We start from the raw sequence: 16,549 nt of genomic DNA, 5'->3' as shown, positions 1-16,549 counted from the left end.
ATCAAGTGGCGCTTCAAGTCGAATTCATTCGACGCGCCACTTCAAGCCCTCGGCTTACAGCCGAGGGTCTAGCTGACCTTCGGTCAAGTTCAAGTCCGACCGGCACCTATGCCACGGGCTCAAAATAAAACCCCATCCTTCTGGATGGGGTTTTATTTTGAGCTGGAGCCGGGAATCGGACTTGAACCGACGACCTGCTGATTACGAATCAGCTGCTCTACCGACTGAGCTATCCCGGCATATTGAACGGCGGCACATCTTATGAAAAAGGGTATAGACTGTCAAGGGAAGGGAAGGGATGTTCAAAATGCCGGGACAGCTCAGCAGTGCAGTGTGTAGTGTGTAGAGTGTAGAGAAAACAGCTGTTTTTCCCTCTGCACCCTGCACTTTGCACTCTGCATACCGGAGAATTGGAACCGGCTTTCATTCAGCAGTTTCAATTCTCCGGTTGACCAGGTCGATCGTCCTGATCCGCCCAGGGATCACCGTCTCGTTGCCCTTCATGTCCTTGATGCGGAGCTGCCCTTCCTCCACCTCGATAAGGTCGATGTCGTCCAGGTGCTGGTGGCCATCCTTGTGAAAGAGGACAAATGCTGATTCGTTGCACATGATCAATCTCCTTCGGAGCTTGAAGTTTCCGGTTCACAGTTTACGGTTTACAGTTTCAACAGGCCTACATTTTAGGGAAGGGAAAGGGGGAACGCAAGAGGCAGGAACCGCGCCTTCCTGGATTCCGGATCGAGGCTTCCGTCGTCGCTCCTTCGGAGCTATGCCGTGACAGGTCGCCTCGTCCGGAATAACGGGGTGGTTTCTCCTGATGTCAGCCTTTCTCTGCGAAGCGGCCTTCAGCCGGCCGCGCCTCCGCGTGAGGCAGCCTTGACCGCCTTTACAGAAACCGGGATCGCTTCGGCCCGGACTACTGCCTCGCGATGACAAGCTTGGGCATTGGACCGCTTTTAACCCCCTCGCCCATGCGCCTGCTCTTCCCCCCATACTCCCACGTTCTTCTCCCTCCCGTGTCCCCGTGTCTTACTGCGGACGCTATTCCTTCCCGGACTTTTTCTTCAACAGTTCGTACTTTCTCAATCGCTCGCGAAGCGTATTCCTGTTTATCCCCAGCACCCTGGCGGCGCGGACCTGGTTGCCTTTCACCGAGTTCATGGTCATCTCGAACAGCGGTTTTTCCACCTTGGACAGGACCTGGTCGTACAGGTCCCCTTCCTCCATGGCGCTCCAGGGCGCCACGATCTCCTGCAGCCACTCCCTCAGGAAACCTTCGAAGGATTCCCCCGCCCCGCGGTCGGCCCCCTCGGATGTGAGACCCAGGTCCGCGACCTGGATGACCCTGTCTGTGGCCAGGACCGAGGCCCTCTTGAGGGTGTTGAGCAGTTCACGGACGTTGCCGGGCCACACGTGCCTGATGAGAGCCGCCATGGCGGGGTCGGACAGGCTCTTCGGTTCGATGCCCGCCTCGTCGGCGAAGACCTTGAGGAAATGCCCGGCCAGGATGGGGATGTCCTCTTTCCGCTCACGAAGGGGCGGGATCCTCAGGGATACCACGTTGAGGCGGTAGTAAAGGTCCTCCCGGAAGTCCCCCTCCTTCACCGCGTCCCAAAGCTCCCGGTGCGTGGCCGAGATAACGCGGACGTCGGCGGCAAGGGAACGCTGTCCGCCCACTCTTTCGAACTCGCGACTTTCCAGCACCCGCAGGATCTTGGCCTGGAGGTTTGTTGGCATGTCCCCGATCTCGTCCAGGAACAGGGTGCCGCCTTCGGCGAGTTCGAACTTGCCCTTCCGGGTGTCGGTGGCGCCGGTGAACGATCCTTTCTCGTGGCCGAAGAGGACGCTTTCCAGAAGTTCACTGGGGATGGCGGAGGCGTTGACGGCGACGAAGGGGCCGTCAACCCGGTTGCTGAACCGGTGGATGGCCCTGGCGACAAGCTCCTTGCCCGTGCCGCTCTCGCCCAGGACGAGCACCGTGGCGTCGCTTGCCGCCACCCGGCCCATGGCCTTGAACAGGCCTTCCATGAGAGGGGATTTCCCGATCATGTCTTCCATCTCGGCAGGGATCGGGTCCTCCCCCTTCCGGGGAGTTGTCGATTCCGCCTGGGCCAGCCCGCGGGAGACGCGTTCTACCAGGACCGCGATGTCGAAGGGTTTGGGGAGGTAGTCGTAGGCGCCGCGCCGCATGGCCTCCACCGCGTGGGTCATGATGTTCTGGGCGGTGATGATGAGAACGGGGACCTGGGGCCGGGACTCTTTCAGCTTGCGAAGGACGGTCAGCCCGTCAATGTCGGGCATGAGGATGTCCAGGATGACGAGGTCCGGGGTTACCTCCAGGGCGGCAGCCAGGCCGGAACGTCCGTCGGGAGCCGTGGTGACGAAGTGCCCTTCCCTGGCCAGGGATTTTTCCAGCACCCACCGCATGGACTGGTCGTCTTCGATCACCAATATTTTTTTTGGCATTATCTCTCCCAAATGGTGTTTCAAAAAAAATATCTGAATAAAACGCGGCGGTATCACCACAGTTCATTAAAAAGCTTTTAACCACAGGGTACACTGGCCTTCGCCCCTTCGACTAGCTCAGGACCTTCGGCTTGCAGCTTCGCCGTGGCTAAGCGGGGTTACACAGGGTTGATCAAGGCTATAAAATATGATCTTTCCTCTGTGTCACCCTGTGGGACGACCTGCAAGGGGTCGTGCTGTGGTTAGCCGGTTTTAGATCTTTCCCCGTTACCCCCATACTCCGTTACACCCATACATGCGGGTAGCCAGGACCTTCTGTGCTACCCCATATTCAGCGGCAAAAACACGCGCACCACCGCCCCGCCCCCCTCCCGGTTGTCCAGGGTCAGGGAACCGCCGTGGTTCTGGACGATCTGCTCGCTGATGACGAGGCCGAGGCCGACTCCCTTGGGCTTGGTGGTGAAGAACGGCGCCGCAAACTCCGTCACGCCGGGATCGAACCCCGGCCCGCGGTCCTCCACTTCGACCTCTAAAAAGGCCCCCCGGTGGCTGTTCCCCGGGGCGCTTGGTGCCGTCAGGGGCGCTCCCACCGGAACAAGGGTCCGGACGACGATCTGCCCTCCAGGGGGGGAGGCTTCCACGGAATTCTTCAGAAGGTTCAAAAAGACCTGGGTAAGGCCGTTCCTGTCCCCGCGGATGTGGGGAAGGCTTGGATCATAAAGGCGTTCGAATGTCAGCCCGGCGGTTTCTCCGGAAAGCTCCAGAAGGGTGACCACCTCGTTGAGGATCTCGTGGATATTGATCCCGGAGTGGCGCAGGTCCCCCCGGGGCACCGCGGCGAGAAGGCCATCGAGAAGACTGTCGATGCGGTCGACCTCCCGGAGGATCACGTCGCAATACTCGTCGAGGGAGCTGCCCCGGGTGCCCTCCCCGATCTCGGACTTGAGCAGCTGGGTCGCGCCCTTGATGCCCCCGAGGGGGTTCTTGATCTCGTGGGCCATGCCGACGTTGAGAATGCCCAGAGTAGCCAGCTGGTCGGCCCGGCGCTGGGAACGGTCCAGCTCTTTCAGGAGGGTCTCGTCGCGGATGAGGAGGGCGACCCCTTCCAGGGTGCCGTCCGCGTCCTGAAGGGGAGAGACGCTCACCGACAGGTTGAACTTTTTGCCGTCGGGCGCCGGCATGGTCAGACCGCTCTGGACCACGGCCCGTCCCTCCTCCAGCGCCGCTTTCACAAGGCCGCTGATCCCGGGGGACGAGTCGAAGATCTCGCCGGCAAACTTACCGGCTGCCGTACGCTCGGATCTGCCCAGGATGCGCTCGCCCGAAGGGTTGATCCGCACAAGGCGCGCCTCGGCGTCGAAGATGAAAAGGCCCTCGAGGAGGGAGTCTGTTAAGAGAGATTCGAGTGACAAAATTTTTCCTGTGTCGTTTGTCGCTGGAAAAATTGTATCGGAGTGTCGGAGTGTCGGGGTGAAAACCCGAGGTTTTACTCTGTTACGCCGATACTTCCTTACACCGTTACCCCGATACACATGGCTTTTGGCACCACTAAAAGGTTGACGAGAAAAAGTCCTCAGCAGCCTTTACAATTTCATGTGGTTCCAAAAGCCTGTTGATTTCCCTCCGGAACGCCGCCCCTCCCCCGAACCCCTTGCTGTACCAGGCCAGATGTTTCCTCAGGTGTCCCACGCTGCGGTGTCCGGGAAGGTGCTCCAGGAGCAGTTCAATGTGTTTCTGCACAAGATTCGAGCGGAATTCCAGTCCAGCATGTTTTTCTTTGCCTGTAATATAGGCATGGATCTCATCAAAAATCCACGGTTTTCCAAGGGCTGCCCGTCCGATCATCACCCCCGCGCACCCGGTCCGGGAGATCATGCTCAAGGCGGCCTGACCGCCGGACACGCCGCCGCTGCCGACGACCGGGATCGTCACCGCCTCGACAAGCTTTCCGATGGCCTGAATATCCGCAGCCCCTGTGAACCCCTGCATGCGGGTGCGTGGGTGCAGGACGAGGGCCGCGGCCCCTTCCTCCTCGAACACTTTCCCCAGTTCCAGGAAGTTTATCTCGCTTTCCGACCACCCGAGCCGGAACTTGACCGTCACCGGGCACCCGGCGGCCTTGACCACCTCCCGGACGATGGAGCGGGCGAGGTCAGGTTCCCTCATGAGCTGGACGCCGCTGCCGCTTTTCAGGATCTTTTTGACCGGGCACCCCATGTTGATGTCGATGATATCAGCGCCCTTTTCTGAGATGAGCCTTGCGGCATCGGCCATCTCCCCCGGATCCCTGCCGAAGATCTGGGCGGCCACGGGATGTTCACCAGGATCGAAAACGATCATGTCATTGGTGCGGCGGTCCCTGAAGTGAAGGGCCCTGGAGCTTATCATCTCGCTCCAGACCAGCCCCGCTCCGCCCATGCGGCACACGACCCGGAAGGGGAGGTTGGTGATGCCGGCGAGAGGGGCGAGGATCAACGGATTTTCGATCCGGATATTTCCGATATTTAATGGTTTGATCATTTCATGATCTCTATTACGGCTCGGAAAGCCGTTGATCGCGTGTGTCGGAGTATCGGTGTGTCGGTGGATCGGAGAAAAGGCATCACAATTGCGTTATTCATCTGCACTAATAGTGTGAATCGCATGTTTTGGATAAAGGGGTGGTGTGTTGGCCACATTTGCTAGTTCATACAGGGAACTGAGAGTCTACATTAACGCGAAAAAGGCTGCCATGGAGATTTTTAAAGCAACCGAAAAATCCCCGGTATCTGAGAAATATTCAATGGTCGATCAGATGAGGCGTTCGTCCAGGTCTGTATGCAGCAATATCGCTGAGGGATGGAGGAAACGCCGGTACAAGGCCGCATTTATCTCCAAACTAAGTGATGCTGAAAGTGAAGCGTGTAAAACACAGGTCTGGCTGGATTTTGCACGTAGTTGTAAATACCTTGATGCTGAATATGCCAGGAGACTTGAGGAGAACTATGATTTGGTCATGGGACAAATAGTAATAATGATCAATAACGCGGACAAATGGCTTATCAGAAAAAACTCATCAGATGACCCTGAATGATATGTTTAATGCTGTTACCCCGTTACTCCGATACCCCGTCACTCCGGAACGTGTTCGGAAGTAATGGTCATTTTGCTTACTCCGCGCACACTTTCACCTTATCGCGGAGGAAATCGAAATCGTCGTCCTGTTCCTCCGTGTGGCAGTCGATGCACTGGGGCGCGGCGGGGAGGTGAAGGAGGCTGTGCAGCTCGGGTGTGGCCGCGTGGAGCGAGCCGATGCCGTGACACGATTCGCACTGGACACCCTCGAGGTCCCTTCGCGGCGCCTTGGGCCAGTACCCGGTGAGCCGTTCGTAGCCTGTGACGTGGCAGGGGACGCAGTCGGGGTCGGCATCGGCGTCCTTAAGGGCCAGGGTGCTCAGCGCCGCGCGGTGAGGTGTCCGGGACCAGAAACGGTATCGACCTTCGTGGCATCCCCGGCACTTTTCAGCGCCGATGTAGCGTACAGGCCCTTCTTCACCGCCGCCCGTGGTCCCGCCAGGCTGTTTTGCATTGAGGCCCTGACGGTAGGCGCTTATGATTCCGGCCACATCGGGGTCGCCGGTGAAATCGGGAGTGAGGTTGACCATGTCGGCGTCGTAAAGGGTCAGCGCTTGCGCCTTTTCCTGGTTTTCAAGGAGCCTCGCCAGCCGTTCCTCGTCGCCCGGGGTCCGGACCCTTTCACGGGCCGTGTCGATCTGCCTCCGGATAAAGGCCAGTTCCTCCCTTGAGGCCCAGCCCCGGTGATCCCCCTGGAGGGTAACGGTGATCTGACCCACCGCCCGCCCCTGGAAATAACCGGTGGTCACCATGGTGCCCTCTTCGATCACCGGTTTTTTCATGAACCGGCGGTTCTTGGCGCCGATGATGATGTCGATCCCGTTAACGGCCCTGGCAAGGTCGAGGTCCTGGTCGTATCCCAGGCTGGACAGGACTACAACGAGGTCGCAACGGTTCCTGATCCCGGAAACGACGTCCGCTGCAGCCTTGACGGGATCAATGACCCGGCTTTGACCCATGCGCTGCTCAAAGAGGGACTGGTTGGATGGCGCCGATGTCAGCCCGACGACACCAACCGTAAGGGACCCCTTTCGGAAAACGCGGTGGGAATCAAAGAGAAGCGCGCCATCGGGGCCTGTCAGGTTAGCGGAAAGGAACCTGAATGAAGCCTTTTCGCTCAGGGCCCGGAGGTTTTCGAGACCCAGGTAAAGCTCCATCTCGCCTACCGCGGCGGCTTCGTATCCCAGTTGGGACATGATCCGCACCAAAAGCTGGGCCTTTTCAAGGGTGGACTCCAGGGAAGCCTCGGAGGGGGGGCGGTCCGCGAAGATGTTGCCGGAGTCGAGGGTCAGGTCGGGCAGGCCCTTGGCCCTCTGGTTGGAAAGGAAGGTGGCTCGGCGGGGAAGACCCCCCACCTGAACGGTCTTTCACCCGCAGGGATCAAGACGCCCGCCCACGTCCGATGTGTAAAAGAGGGTGATCTCGCCGCTCGGGGGCGCCTTGGCGCTCCTGCAGCTGAAGTTCAGCGCCGCGAAAAGAAGGAGTGCGAAAAGGATGGGAGCCAGGAAAAGGAGAAGAGGGGAAGGAAGCTTATATCCGGGTGCCATCGTTGTCATGCCGGTATTATACAGAATCGTGGCGATGGAGGAAGAGGGAGCTTGGGTTTAGACGCGGTGACGCGGCGATGGGGCGACGCGGAGAGACAAACAGCCGCAAGGCCGATGATTGCCTGGCCCGGTAATCTGCCATGTTCCCCCCGGGTTCCCTGGTGTTTTTCGGTTAACGTCATGGTTCCAAATTGGAATTTATTTGCTGTTTCGAAGGGAAGAGTAATTACAGGCATCTTTCTGGAGACATGGCAGGTTTTTTTGCCATGACTTCAAAAAGATGCCTCGATGGCGTCCTCGATCGTTTCTACCGGGACGACCTCCATGCCTTTTATCCCTGGCAGCTTGTCGGCACCGGCAGCGGGGACGATGGCCCGGGTCAGACCAAGCCTGGCCGCCTCGCGCAGCCGGCTCTCCAGCCGCATGACGGGGCGCACTTCGCCCGACAGGCCCAATTCCCCGCACACGGCGGTTTTTTCGATCATCGGTTTTTCCCACATGCTCGACACCAGGGCCAGGGCGATTCCAAGGTCCGCCGCCGGTTCGGTGAGCCGCAGCCCCCCCGCGACGTTGACGAAAACGTCCATGCCTCCGGACCCGATCCCCGCGCGCCGGTCCAGGACCGCCAGTATCAGCAGCACCCGGGACAGGTCAGCTCCCGAAACAGTGCGTCTGGGGTTTGCGAACGGTGTCTGGGCCACCAGGGCCTGGACCTCGACGAGGAGGGTCCTCGATCCCTCCAGCCCCATGACGACAGTGGAGCCGGGTGAATTTGCGCCGGAGGAGGGAAGGAACAGCCCGGCGGGATCGCTGACCTCCACGAGCCCCTGGCCGGTCATCTCGAGAAGGGCGATCTCGTTGGTGGAACCGTAACGGTTTTTCACCGCGCGGAGGATCCGGTAGGCGTGGGTGGAGTCCCCCTCGAAGTAAAGCACGGTGTCCACCAGGTGCTCGAGGGCCCTCGGTCCGGCGATGGAGCCCTCCTTGGTGACGTGGCCGATGAGCCAGGTGGTGATCTCCATGCTCTTGGCGATGCCCACGGCCACGTTGGCTATCTCCCTGACCTGGCTTATGCTTCCCGGAGATGAGCCGATGTCAGGATGATACAGGGCCTGGACGGAGTCCAGCACCACCGTATCGGGGGACGAGGCCCTGATCGTTTCCGCGACGGCGGAAAAATCGGTCTCTGCCAGGACCATGAGATTCCCGCTCTCCGATCCTGTCCTCAGCGCTCTCATCCGGATCTGCCTCATGGACTCTTCCGCGGTCACGTACAGGACCTTGCGCCCTCCGCCGGCCAGTCCGGACAGGATCTGGAGGATGAGGGTTGATTTTCCGATACCCGGATCGCCGCCCAGGAGGATGGCCGAGCCGGGGACCATTCCCCCGCCCAGGACCCGGTCCAGTTCACCAAGACCGGAGGGGACGCGTTGGGAGGAATCTTCAGGAATGCTGGTCAGAGGCAGGGGCTCGAGGGCCGCCGGTCGGGAACCGGTAGAACGGCTGTCCTGGCGCGCTTCCTCCAGGAGGGAGCCCCACGTGGAGCAGTCCGGGCAGCGGCCCATCCACTTGGGAGAGGTGGAGCCGCAGTTCTGGCATACGAAGAGGGTGCTGCGGCGGGCCATGGCGTCAGGGAATGGGAGATTTGGCCAGGAGGTACTTCAGATCCTCGTCGATGAACGACAGACCGAAGCCGACCATGAACATGGGGTCGCGGTTCTCGTTGATGATGTCCTCGGCCCCCACGTCCAGGTGGAAAAGATCCCAGAACCTGAAGGACGCGGCCACCCGTACCCGGGCGTTCTCATCCCGATCCAGTTCCCATGCGTCGAGTGACAGTCTCATGTCATCGCCGGCGAAGTAGCGGTCGACACCGAAACCGAAGGCCGATTCGATATATCCGAGGCGGAAAACGGTGTCGTGGATCCTGCGGCCGAGTTCAATGGAGAACTTGAGGCGATCCTGGTAGCGGATTTCGTCCGTGATGGTTGTAGTGGGGGGCGCCGGGGGAATTACCTCCGTGACGGTGGTGTTGGTCCAGTCTCTGAGCCCCTCCGGGTCGTCCACCAGCTCAAGCCGGTAGAACTTGTCGGGAGTCGGCTTGATATCCATGGTCAGGTACCCCTTGGTCCCCTCGATCTCGCTGAGGTAGTGGCCGTGGATGTCGAGGTTGATCTGGAGCTGTTCCCCCTTCTTCATGGCCTTGCTGAGGCTGCCGAGGGTCTCGTTGAGGCTGATATAGGTTTCGTCCTCGTTGATGAGCTTGCCCACCGTTCCCTCGCCGCTCTCGATACGCCGGGCCACCGTACGGAGCGACGCGAGGGTCTCCTCCAGCAGCTCGGCGTCCTTCCTGATCTGCTCGACGGTCACCTTGACCGACTCCCGGTTGTCCGAAAGGACCCCGGACACCTGGTCGGCGGCGCCTTCCAGCTTTTGCGTGAGACGGGGCAGGTCGTCCCGGATGTCCTCGGTGACCTGCCGGATGTTGGCGATGACCTCCCTGATATCCTCCCTGTTATCCCCTGCGATCCCGTCCAGCTTCGAGGTCAGGTGGTCCAGGTTGACCATGATGTTGTCTACCCGGTCCCGGTTGTCGCTGACCATGGCGGAAAGGTTGGATGAAAGGGCGCGGGTGTTTTCCAGGATCTCGGCCATGGATCGTTCGCCGTCCTCGGTTCCGATGACCTTGCGGAGGCTGGAAAGGATGGCTGAAAGGTCCTGGCCGGCCGTCTGGAGCGAATCCATGAGCCTGTCGAGATCGGCGCCGGCGCGTGTGCGTGTGATGGTGTCGCCCGGGTTGTAGTAACTTCCGCTGTCCCCGGGGTCCACGCCTACGAACTTGTCGCCCAGGATGCCCTGGCTGCGGATGGAGACCGTGGCGTTCCGGTCAACCTGACGGTCCTTATCGATTAAGAGGGCCAGCCAGGCCTTTCTGTCGGTGATATCGATGGAGCGGACCCGTCCGATGTTGACACCGACCATGCGCACGGGGGCGTTGATGTCGAGGCCCGCGGCGTTGTCGAAGACGGCGTAAAGCTCGTACCCTCCGTCATCGCCCAGGTTGGTGATCTGGGTTGTTCCCCATATGAAGATGAGGAACCCCGTGAGGACGAAAAGGCCGACATATGTTTCTGTCTTGAAACTTCTCATGGATTTCTCTCATATAATCCGGGAGCCAGAATCCAGGAGCCGGTAGTCAGGAGAAAATCGGGCCTGGACCAATCTTCCAAGAATATGCTTTTTCCCCTTTAAATAGCAAGGCCACCGGGCTTTTGTGTCTTCTGCTTTTCATAGGTGGAGGAATTTCAAAGATCTTTCTCCCCGTCTCCCCCTCGCCCTCTCCCCCTCGTTCCGGAGGAACATGGGCTGCACCGCTGCAGCTTATTCATCCCTTATCGGCCCCTCCGCTTTTCCGTGGATGAACTGCTGGACAAAGGGGTTGTCCGAACTCCGGATCTCGTCGGGAGTTCCTGTGGCGATGAGTTTTCCCTTGTAGAGCATGGTGATACGGTCGGCGATCTTGTAGGCGCTCACCATGTCGTGGGTAATGGTGATGGAGGCGACCCCGAGCTCTTCCCTCAGCTGGATGATGAGATCGTTGATGGAGTCGGCCCGGATTGGATCGAGCCCTGTGGTGGGTTCGTCGTAGAGCATGATCGCAGGTTCAATGGCGATGGCCCTGGCGAGGCCCACCCGCTTGCGCATCCCGCCTGAAAGTTCCGACGGCATGAGGTCCAGGATGCCGGGCAGGCCCACCATGCGCAGCTTTTCCTCGGCCAGTTCCTTGACCTGCTGGGTTGTCATCCTGGTGTGCTGGAGAAGGGCGAACCCTACATTCTCCCAGACTTTCAGGGAGTCGAACAGGGCCGCGTACTGGAACAGCATTCCGAACTTTCGGCGGACGCTGTCCCACTCTTTAAAGCCCGGAGCGGTGACGAGTTGGCCGTCGATCTCGATGGTCCCGGAATCGGGTTTGAGAATGCCGATGATGCACTTTATGAGGACGCTTTTGCCCACCCCGCTCTGTCCGATGACCACGACGGACTCGCCGGGCCGGATGTCCACGTTCACACCGTCCAGGACGACCTTGTCGCCGAAGGATTTTTTCAGGTCCCTGACCTTTATTGTCGAGGTTTCGTTCATCAGAAAAGGAGAGCGGTGAGGAAATAGTTGGAGATGAGGATAAGGATGGAGGCTCCCACCACCGCTTTTGTGGTCGCCCGTCCAACCCCTTCCGCGCCGCCCTCGGTGAAAAAGCCCATCTGGCACCCCACGAGGGAAATGATCATCCCGAACACCGCCGCCTTGACCAGTCCCACCGAAACGTCTGAAAACTCCAGGTACTGGAGGGTCCTGTTGATGTAGGTGGTGCTGCTGGTGCCCAGGACATTCACAGCGACAAAATATCCACCCATGATCCCGATGAGATCGGCGAACACCACAAGGATGGGGAGCATGAACAGCCCCGCGATGAAGCGTGGAAGGACGAGGTAGCGCACCGGATCGGTAGCCAGGGTGATCAGGGCGTCGATCTGCTCGGTGACCCGCATGGTGCCGAGCTCGGCGGCCATGGACGACCCGACCCGTCCCGCCACCATGATGCTGGCGAGAACGGGGCCCAGCTCCCGGGTCATGGAAAGGGCCACCACCGTCCCCACCAGCCCTTCCGCGCCGAACCGCTTGAAACCGCTGTAGGTCTGGAGGGCAAGGACCGCCCCGGTGAAGATGGCCGTGATGAGGACAACGGGAAGGGAACGGACCCCGACCTCTTCCATCTGTTCGAGGGTCAGTTTCAGGGGAAAGGGACGATGAAAAAGGCCGCGCAGGACCTTGAGAAACAGGAGGACGCCCGTTCCCGCTTCGTCCATGTAGGACAGGGTTCGAGTCCCCACCCAATCGAGAGCCGCGATGATGCGCATGGGGTAATCTACTATGGAAGAGGGGAAGAGGGGAAGAGGGGAAGAGGGGAGAGGGGAGGAAATGTGTTGTATCGGAGTATCGGTGTGTCGGGGTAAAAGCGGAAAACGTGTCGGAGCATCCCTGTGTCGGAGAATTTCGCTTCTTTTGGTTTTACTCCCTTACACCGATACCCCGTTACCCCCTTACAGCGATGGATGACAGGTTCTCAGTGTCCATCGCTATAAAATCGCGGCACCCTGGTCGACAGGCCGCAGTAGATCTCGTAGCTGATGGTGCCCGCCCAGGCTGCCATCTCCTCGGCGGTGATGGTCTCGTCTCCCTGGCGGCCGATGAGGACCACCTCGTCGCCTGTGACGGCTTCAGGGATGTCGGTGATATCCACCATGATCATATCCATGGTTACGCGGCCCACTACGGGGGCGCGTTTCCCCCGGACGAGGACCTGGGCCTTGTTGGTGAGAACCCGCATGAACCCGTCAGCATAGCCCACTGCCGCGGTGGCGATGCGGCTTTCCCGGGTTGTGAAGAAATCGTGCCCGTAGCTTATGCCGACCCCTGTGGGAACGTCCCGGACCTGCACGATCCGGCACTTCCATGTCAGGATGGGATTGATCCCGCCCAGGGGGATATTGTCGCCTGGTGGTGAGCCGTAGAGCATGAGCCCGGGCCTGACACCGGAACCGTCCGGTACCTGGCCCGTGAGGATGGCAGCGGAGTTGGCCAGGTGACAGCAGATGCCGGGCTTTGTACCGGCCAGCTTTGCCCGGAGCTCTTCGAACCTCCGGATCTGTATCCCGGTGAACTCCCTGTCGGCGAAATCGGCGTTGGCAAAGTGGGTGAAGACGCATTTGAGGTCCAGCCCCGGCAGGGAGGCCACCCGTTCGATCTCTTCATGGGCGGTCAGCCAGTCGAAGCCGAGGCGGGTCATCCCGGTGTCCACCTTGACGTGGACGGGGACGGTGACACCCTTTGCCACCGCCGCGAAGGACAGGAGTTCGGCCATTTCGCGGTGATGGACGGTGATCTCGGCCTTCCAGCGCAGGGCGGCGGGTATCTGACCGGCCACCATCCTCCCGAGGATGAGGATGCGGCCCTCGATGCCGGCTTCACGCAGCTCTCGGGCCTCCAGGACCGTGGCCACCCCCAGGATGGAAGCGCCTTCCTCGACCAGGGTCCGGCTGATCGGGATAGCCCCATGGCCGTAGGCGTTGGCCTTGACCACGGCGATGATGGGCAGGTCGTCAGGAAGGCTGTCAGCGGCCCGCCTGAAATTCGACCGGAGCGCCTTCAGATCGATGTCGATCCAGGCGGTCCCCCTGTCAGCACCATTCCTCATCCGTGTCTCCTAGTAGCTGTCACGGTCGGTCATATCCTCGAACCTGGTGTACTTGTCAAGCCAGGTGAGCTTCCGCATTCCTACGGGTCCGTTCCGTTGCTTCCCGATGATGATCTCGGCGACACCCTTGTCCATGCTCTCCTTGTTGTAGACCTCGTCCCTGTAGATGAAGATGATGACGTCGGCGTCCTGTTCGATGGCTCCGGACTCACGGAGGTCGGCCAGGATAGGCCGCTTGTCCTGGCGGCTTTCGACACCCCGGTTGAGCTGGGACAGGGCGACCACGGGCACTCGCAGTTCCTTTGCGAGGGCCTTCAACGAACGGCTGATCTCGGAGATCTCCTGTTCCCGGCTGTCGCTGCGGCCTCGGCTGGACATCAGCTGCATGTAGTCGACGATGATGAGGTCCAGTCCCTTGTCGGCCTTGAGCCGCCTGGATTTGGCTCTCATTTCCATGGAGTTGATGGCCGGGGTGTCGTCGATAAAGATGGATGTTTCGGCCAGCCGGCCCGCAGCGGTGCTCAGTTTCGGCCAGTCGGTGGTTCCCAGGAAGCCGCTCCGGAGGCGGTGGGCGTCGATACGGGCCTCGGCGCAGAGCATCCGCATGACAAGCTGCTCTTTTGCCATCTCGAGGCTGAAAACAGCCACGGTCAGCTTGTTCTTGAGGGCGGCGTTCTGGGCGATGTTCAGGCAGAAGGCGGTCTTTCCCATGGAAGGCCGCCCGGCGATGATGATGAGATCCGAGGGCTGGAACCCCGAGGTCAGTTCGTCGATGTCGGCAAACCCGGTCGGGACGCCTGTGATGTGTTCCTTTTTCTCATAGAGCGCTTCGATGGTCTTGAAACTGCTCTTGACGATCTCCTTCATGGAGAGGAAACCGGACCGGATCCTCTGCTCCGAGATGGCGAAAATGCGCCGTTCGGCCTCGTCGATGAGTTCATCCACGTCCCCGGCCGATTGGAAACAGTCCGCGACGATCTCGGTAGACGCTTCGATGAGGTGCCTTAAGACCGACTTTTCCTTGACGATCCTGGCATAGTTGCCGACGCCGGCGGAGGTGGGCACCTCGTCGGCCAGGGTAGGCAGGTAGTCGGGCCCCCCCGCCTTGTCGAGGTTGCCGGCCGAACGCAGGCGATCGCCCAGGGTCACCAGATCGATGGGCTCACCCCGCTCGCTCAGCTCCAGCATGGTGGAAAAAAGAAGACGATGGGAGGGCTGATGGAAATCCGATGGGACGAGGACCTCCATGACCGTGTAGATGGAGTCGTTGTCGATCAGGACGGCACCCAGGACCGCCCTCTCCGCCTCCAGGTTCTGCGGAGGGACCTTCCTGATATCGGTGCCGTTGGGTTTCATGGAGGTCTTTTTGTCGTTTTACTCTATATCTTCGTCGGCCGTTACCTCTTCCGTCGGCTCGGCAGCCTGGTCGGCGGCCGGCTCTTCAGTCGCGGCAGGCGCTTCGGTCACTTCTTCGACCACGCTTTCCGGGATCTGTCCGTCCTCCGGGAGGACCGTCACCTTGATCACGGGTGCGACGTCGTGGTGGAGTTTGATGGTCACGTCGAAATCGCCGAGGCTTTTGATGGGTTCAACGAGGACGATGTCCTTCCTGTTGATCTCGAGGCCCGATTCGGCGAGGGCTTCGGCGATATCCATGTTGGTCACGGAACCGAACAGCTGGCCCTTTTCCCCGCACTTGCGGGTAAAGGAGAGCATGACACCGGCCAGCTTTTCGGACAGGCTCCTGGCGCCTTCGATGATCTTGTCCTTCCTGCGCTCGAGTGACTGGATCTGGTTCTGCTGAGCCTTCAGGTTCTGGGTTGTGGCCGCCAGAGCCTGTTTTCTCGGGATCAGGAAGTTGCGTGCGTAGCCGGCCTTCACGATGACGGTGTCACCCATTCTGCCGAGGTTGTCAACATCTTCCAACAGGATCACTTTCATCTTCTTGCTCCTTTGTCACGTCACAGGCGGTGGCGGCATCTGCAGCGGCCAGCGCTGTCTGAAATTTATCCATGTGTCGAACAGCCCGATGAGGGCGACCATGACCATGAACCATAGTGGAAATGCGATGATCCCGAAAGCCAGGACCATTACCCTGAAAAAGGACGGAAGCGCCCAGAGGGTGAACATGTGTCCCGCTACCACTACTCCCTGGATCCCGTAGAGGGCGGCCAGGGGTACGAGAGCGTTCAACGCAACGTCCCGGGCAGTACCCGTCGTGAGGAGGACCAGGGAGGCCACCAGGATAAAGCTGAAAACGAAGGGGAAGGGCAGCTTCCATCGTGACAGGAGCGCTGACCCGTCGTCCTCCATGGCACCGGCGGCGATCATCCATCCCCGGACAAGCAGGGAATAAAAAGTCACCAGCAGAAGAAGGGTTGCCAGCCAGATGCCGACAAACATCCTCTGCCAGAGTTCCACCATCCACAGGACCTGCTTTTGCTCCTGGTCCGAGAGTCCCGAACTCCCGGACATATCGTTCACGAACAGTCCCATGGACTTGATCGCTTGCCGGTAAAGCTCACCCGGGGCCGTATCGGTAGCCGCGCCGTACAGGGTTGCCGCTGCCAGCGCAAAAAGCCCCACCATCACGACCGCTGTTAACACCGGGCGGTACAGGGGTCCCCTGAACCGGACGGTCCATCTGATCCCGACACAAAGGGGCAGGGTCTCAAGCAGGAAATAAAACCCTTGCCCGGCGCCGAGAATGAATGAGGTCAACAGGCCGATGAAACTGACGGCTGCGGTTCCCTCGAGGTACCCCCGCCGTGTCATCCCGTAGGCGAGGGGCAGGGGTACCATGATGCCCAGGGCGCCCCCGATGGCAGGCTGGAAAGCCTGAACCGTCAGGGGCAGGAGGGCAAAGCCCAGAAGGCGCAGCCAGAGACCGGCTTTGTCTTTCGGGCTTTCCTCATTATTCACCGGCGCTTCCCCTGGCAGCGTGTCGGAAAACCCTGACACGCTGCGTAAAAGTTTGTCGGAACAACTTTTCTAATGCTTTATGCCTTCGAATCAACAGGTGATAAAGTTGATGGACCCGCAAAAATTCCATCAACGCGCCCCGCGCGGGGCGCCCAAATCAATGACCCGCCGCGCCTGGGAGAGGCGCCCGGATCGAGTGCCAATGGCTGTGTGTTCGATCCGTGAGGGAACCGAAAACCACGCT

At 60.0% G+C, this 16,549-nt stretch carries 15 protein-coding genes and 1 tRNA gene; 1 reads left to right on the top strand and 15 read right to left on the bottom strand.

The window, feature by feature from the left end:
* Positions 1-163 precede the first annotated feature (163 nt).
* The 5 genes from P1S46_07295 to dusB all read right to left on the bottom strand — a co-directional run bounded on the left by P1S46_07295 (position 164) and on the right by dusB (position 4,986).
* Positions 164-239 (bottom strand) — tRNA-Thr (locus tag P1S46_07295).
* A gap of 184 nt (positions 240-423) precedes the next feature.
* Positions 424-609, bottom strand: coding sequence for a CooT family nickel-binding protein (locus P1S46_07290; protein ID MDF1536290.1), 186 nt, complete (start codon positions 607-609; stop codon positions 424-426).
* Between the two features lie 432 nt (positions 610-1,041).
* Positions 1,042-2,466, bottom strand: coding sequence for a sigma-54 dependent transcriptional regulator (locus P1S46_07285; protein ID MDF1536289.1), 1,425 nt, complete (start codon positions 2,464-2,466; stop codon positions 1,042-1,044).
* 320 nt (positions 2,467-2,786) lie between these two features.
* Positions 2,787-3,878 carry an ATP-binding protein gene (locus tag P1S46_07280; GenBank protein ID MDF1536288.1) on the bottom strand — a complete coding sequence of 364 codons (1,092 nt, stop codon included), beginning with the start codon at positions 3,876-3,878 and terminating at the stop codon, positions 2,787-2,789.
* A 136-nt stretch (positions 3,879-4,014) separates the two neighbouring features.
* The gene (dusB, locus tag P1S46_07275) at positions 4,015-4,986 is read right to left on the bottom strand and encodes a tRNA dihydrouridine synthase DusB (protein ID MDF1536287.1); all 972 of its coding nucleotides are present in this window, start codon (positions 4,984-4,986) and stop codon (positions 4,015-4,017) included.
* A gap of 148 nt (positions 4,987-5,134) precedes the next feature.
* Between dusB and P1S46_07270 the strand changes: the two genes are divergently transcribed.
* Positions 5,135-5,539, top strand: a complete 405-nt coding sequence (locus tag P1S46_07270) for a four helix bundle protein (GenBank protein ID MDF1536286.1) — start codon at positions 5,135-5,137, stop codon at positions 5,537-5,539.
* A 76-nt stretch (positions 5,540-5,615) separates the two neighbouring features.
* Here P1S46_07270 and P1S46_07265 read toward each other — a convergent pair whose 3' ends face one another.
* The 10 genes from P1S46_07265 to P1S46_07220 all read right to left on the bottom strand — a co-directional run bounded on the left by P1S46_07265 (position 5,616) and on the right by P1S46_07220 (position 16,305).
* Positions 5,616-6,935, bottom strand: coding sequence for a multiheme c-type cytochrome (locus P1S46_07265; GenBank protein MDF1536285.1), 1,320 nt, complete (start codon positions 6,933-6,935; stop codon positions 5,616-5,618).
* A 12-nt stretch (positions 6,936-6,947) separates the two neighbouring features.
* A complete protein-coding gene (locus tag P1S46_07260) occupies positions 6,948-7,127 on the bottom strand; it encodes a hypothetical protein (protein MDF1536284.1) in 180 nt (59 codons plus the stop codon).
* Between the two features lie 272 nt (positions 7,128-7,399).
* Positions 7,400-8,752: a DNA repair protein RadA gene (gene radA, locus P1S46_07255; protein ID MDF1536283.1), complete on the bottom strand. Its 1,353-nt coding sequence runs from the start codon at positions 8,750-8,752 to the stop codon at positions 7,400-7,402.
* A 4-nt stretch (positions 8,753-8,756) separates the two neighbouring features.
* A complete protein-coding gene (locus P1S46_07250; GenBank protein MDF1536282.1) occupies positions 8,757-10,277 on the bottom strand; it encodes an MlaD family protein in 1,521 nt (506 codons plus the stop codon).
* A gap of 231 nt (positions 10,278-10,508) precedes the next feature.
* Positions 10,509-11,270, bottom strand: a complete 762-nt coding sequence (locus P1S46_07245; GenBank protein ID MDF1536281.1) for an ABC transporter ATP-binding protein — start codon at positions 11,268-11,270, stop codon at positions 10,509-10,511.
* Positions 11,270-12,046, bottom strand: a complete 777-nt coding sequence (locus P1S46_07240; GenBank protein MDF1536280.1) for an ABC transporter permease — start codon at positions 12,044-12,046, stop codon at positions 11,270-11,272. Before P1S46_07240 ends, P1S46_07245 begins: the two co-directional genes overlap by 1 nt.
* A gap of 206 nt (positions 12,047-12,252) precedes the next feature.
* On the bottom strand, positions 12,253-13,383 hold the full coding sequence (gene alr / locus P1S46_07235; GenBank protein MDF1536279.1) for an alanine racemase: 1,131 nt from the start codon (positions 13,381-13,383) through the stop codon (positions 12,253-12,255).
* A 9-nt stretch (positions 13,384-13,392) separates the two neighbouring features.
* Positions 13,393-14,739: a replicative DNA helicase gene (dnaB, locus tag P1S46_07230; protein MDF1536278.1), complete on the bottom strand. Its 1,347-nt coding sequence runs from the start codon at positions 14,737-14,739 to the stop codon at positions 13,393-13,395.
* Between the two features lie 18 nt (positions 14,740-14,757).
* The gene (gene rplI, locus P1S46_07225; protein ID MDF1536277.1) at positions 14,758-15,324 is read right to left on the bottom strand and encodes a 50S ribosomal protein L9; all 567 of its coding nucleotides are present in this window, start codon (positions 15,322-15,324) and stop codon (positions 14,758-14,760) included.
* 15 nt (positions 15,325-15,339) lie between these two features.
* Positions 15,340-16,305 (bottom strand): DUF2232 domain-containing protein, encoded by a 966-nt coding sequence (locus tag P1S46_07220; GenBank protein ID MDF1536276.1) that lies wholly within the window; start codon positions 16,303-16,305, stop codon positions 15,340-15,342.
* Between the last annotated feature and the right edge of the window lie 244 nt (positions 16,306-16,549).

It is taken from the genome of bacterium (assembly GCA_029210545.1).
Taxonomy (GTDB): domain Bacteria; phylum BMS3Abin14; class BMS3Abin14; order BMS3Abin14; family BMS3Abin14; genus JARGFV01.
Note: the sequence above shows the minus strand (reverse complement) of the source record. Positions and strands in the feature narration are given on the sequence as shown.

Coding starts and splice junctions, on each gene's coding strand:
- P1S46_07290 (MDF1536290.1), bottom strand. CDS start 609: ATGTGCAACGAATCAGCATTTGTCCTCTTTCACAAGGATGGCCACCAG.
- P1S46_07285 (MDF1536289.1), bottom strand. CDS start 2,466: ATGCCAAAAAAAATATTGGTGATCGAAGACGACCAGTCCATGCGGTGG.
- dusB (MDF1536287.1), bottom strand. CDS start 4,986: ATGATCAAACCATTAAATATCGGAAATATCCGGATCGAAAATCCGTTG.
- P1S46_07260 (MDF1536284.1), bottom strand. CDS start 7,127: ATGGCACCCGGATATAAGCTTCCTTCCCCTCTTCTCCTTTTCCTGGCT.
- radA (MDF1536283.1), bottom strand. CDS start 8,752: ATGGCCCGCCGCAGCACCCTCTTCGTATGCCAGAACTGCGGCTCCACC.
- P1S46_07250 (MDF1536282.1), bottom strand. CDS start 10,277: ATGAGAAGTTTCAAGACAGAAACATATGTCGGCCTTTTCGTCCTCACG.
- P1S46_07245 (MDF1536281.1), bottom strand. CDS start 11,270: ATGAACGAAACCTCGACAATAAAGGTCAGGGACCTGAAAAAATCCTTC.
- P1S46_07240 (MDF1536280.1), bottom strand. CDS start 12,046: ATGCGCATCATCGCGGCTCTCGATTGGGTGGGGACTCGAACCCTGTCC.
- alr (MDF1536279.1), bottom strand. CDS start 13,383: ATGAGGAATGGTGCTGACAGGGGGACCGCCTGGATCGACATCGATCTG.
- dnaB (MDF1536278.1), bottom strand. CDS start 14,739: ATGAAACCCAACGGCACCGATATCAGGAAGGTCCCTCCGCAGAACCTG.
- rplI (MDF1536277.1), bottom strand. CDS start 15,324: ATGAAAGTGATCCTGTTGGAAGATGTTGACAACCTCGGCAGAATGGGT.